The sequence below is a fragment of the Hydrogenophaga sp. genome, assembly GCF_035481345.1.
Taxonomy (GTDB): Bacteria; Pseudomonadota; Gammaproteobacteria; order Burkholderiales; family Burkholderiaceae_C; genus Hydrogenophaga.
Genome location: NZ_DATIGV010000051.1, coordinates 1 through 2317, shown reverse-complemented (window position 1 = coordinate 2317; position 2317 = coordinate 1). Strand labels below are relative to the sequence as shown.

General features: G+C 67.3%; 2 protein-coding genes. Both read right to left on the bottom strand.

The window, feature by feature from the left end:
• Positions 1-225: 225 nt before the first annotated feature.
• Positions 226-867 carry a response regulator gene (locus VLG41_RS05715; RefSeq protein WP_142123895.1) on the bottom strand — a complete coding sequence of 214 codons (642 nt, stop codon included), beginning with the start codon at positions 865-867 and terminating at the stop codon, positions 226-228.
• Positions 864-2105 carry a sensor histidine kinase gene (locus VLG41_RS05710; RefSeq protein WP_325348424.1) on the bottom strand — a complete coding sequence of 414 codons (1242 nt, stop codon included), beginning with the start codon at positions 2103-2105 and terminating at the stop codon, positions 864-866. Before VLG41_RS05710 ends, VLG41_RS05715 begins: the two co-directional genes overlap by 4 nt.
• Between the last annotated feature and the right edge of the window lie 212 nt (positions 2106-2317).

The following is a 2317-nucleotide window of genomic DNA, read 5'->3' as shown; positions in this document are numbered from 1 at the left end:
CCAGCGCCAACGCAATCACGAACTCGATCAAACGGGTCATTCAGGAGTCTCCGGGGGCCGGTGCCTCGGCCGTGAAAAAAATGCAACGCGCATCCTAGCAGGGTTGGCAGCCTTCGGGCAGCCCACCTGACACCGGTTGGCCGCCCTATTCCGGGGCGTATGGAAAGAGGTCGTCGGCGGCCGCGACGCACCTGTGCGCTGCAGCAATGGACCCTGCCGGCGGCCTCAGACCAACTGCAGTTCGAACGCCTTGAGCACCGCCCGCGTGCGGTCGCGCACGCCCAGCTTGGAGAGGATGTTGGAGACGTGGTTCTTGATGGTCCCCTCGGCCACGCCCAGCGAGTTGGCGATCTCCTTGTTGGAGAAGCCGCTGGCCATCAGCCGCAGGATCTCGGTCTCGCGGTCCGTCAACGGGTCCGGGCGGTCCAGGCTGACGAACTCGTTGCGCATGTGCTCCAGGCCGGACAGCAGGCGCTGGGTGACGGCCGGCTGCACCAGCGAGCCACCGCCGGCCACGGTGCGGATGGCGCCGACCAGTTGCTCCAACGACACGTCCTTCAGCAGGTAGCCCTTGGCGCCCGCCTTCAGCCCGGCAAGGACGAGCTGGTCGTCGTCGAACGTGGTCAGGATGATGGTGGGGGGAAGCTGGCCCGTCCTGGCCAGTGCCTGCAGCGCCTCCAGACCCGACATCACCGGCATGCGCATGTCCATCAGCACCACGTCGGGGTTGACCTGGGGCACCAGGTCGACGGCCTGTTTGCCGTCCGCGGCCTCGGCCACCACCTCGATGCCGTCGTCCAGCGCCAGCAGGGAACGGATGCCCTGGCGCACCAGGGTTTGGTCGTCGACCAGACAGACACGGATCACGGGGTTCCTCCGGAGCTGAGCTCGGGTGTGGGTTCGGGTTGGGGAAGGGAACGCGGTGCGAGGCCGGGAATGGCCTCGATGACGGGCAACGCGATGTGCAGGCAGAAGCCGCGCCCGGGCTGTGTCTCGATGCGCAGGTCGCCACCGTACTGGGAAAGGCGCTCGCGCATGCCGGTCAGACCGTTGCCGGCGACCACCTGCCCACTGCCGGCACCGTCATCGCGGGCGTCGATCAGTATCCTGGCCCCATCGCGCCGACAATGCAGCCACAGGTTGCGGGCGTCGGCGTGGCGCACGGCATTGGTGATGATCTCCTGGGTGCACCGCAGCAACACATGGGCACGGTGCGGATCTTCGAGGGTCAGGGGCTCCTCGATGTCCATATGGATGGCCAGTGAAGGGACCTTTTCGGCCAGCGGGACCAGCGCCGCCCCCAGGTCGATGGCGCCGCTGTCGCGAAGCTGGCTGACCGCCTCGCGCACGTCCGTCAACAGCAGGCGCGCCAGCGTGTGCGCCTGGCGCACATGTTCCTGCGCGCGCCCCTCGGTCATGTGGCCGGCCACCTCCAGATTCAGGCTCAGCGCGGTCAGGTGGTGCCCGAGCAGGTCATGCAGTTCGCGGGAAATCCTCGTGCGCTCGTTCACGCGGGCGCTTTCGGCCAGCAACACGCGGGTGGCACGCAGCTCCGCATTGAGCCGGCGCTGCTCTTCGCGCGCCTGGGCCTGCTGGCGCGCCACGTAGGTGGTGATCAGCACGAAGGCCGAAAACCCCACATAGAACATCGACTGGAACAGGGCCTCCCAGAAATTGAAATCGTCGCGCGCCATGAACGACGGCACCAGCAGGACGTGCGCGGCCAGCAGCCAGGCCACCGCGAAGCGGAGTTCCAGCAGCCAGGGCAGTACGCCGGCCATGATCAGCAGCAGCACGGCACCCAGCCCGGTCTGGGTGTAAAACCCCACCCCGATCGCGGTTGCCGTCAGCACCATGGCCAACGGCACGTTCCATGCCACCGGCACGCCATCCCGGCGGCCATCCAGCGCGCGCGTCGCCAGCCAGTACACGACGCCAAACGTGAAGTAACACAATGCGGTCAGCGGCAGGTTCACGCCCTGCTCGTCCGTTCCACTGGACGGCGGCAGCACCCACACATTCAGGATGATGGGGATCCCCACCAGGGCCCACGTGTAGAGCCCGGCGGCGCGCAGCAGGCGGGTATGGCTGAGTCGTCCCAACATCCGGGCATCTTAGGCGGAATCGTGCGCGGCCATGTCCCAACTAAAGTCATGCCCGCGTTGGAACGGGGGAAGGCCGGGTTCATCCCCCGCTCACCCGCCGCCTCGCCCGTCGCTGCGGCACCATGCGATAATCCCCGCTTGGCCGTGCGCCACCCTGCAAGACCCGTTCGGAGTCAGGTAATGTCGATTGTCATCCGCGACGTGCGCGAGCA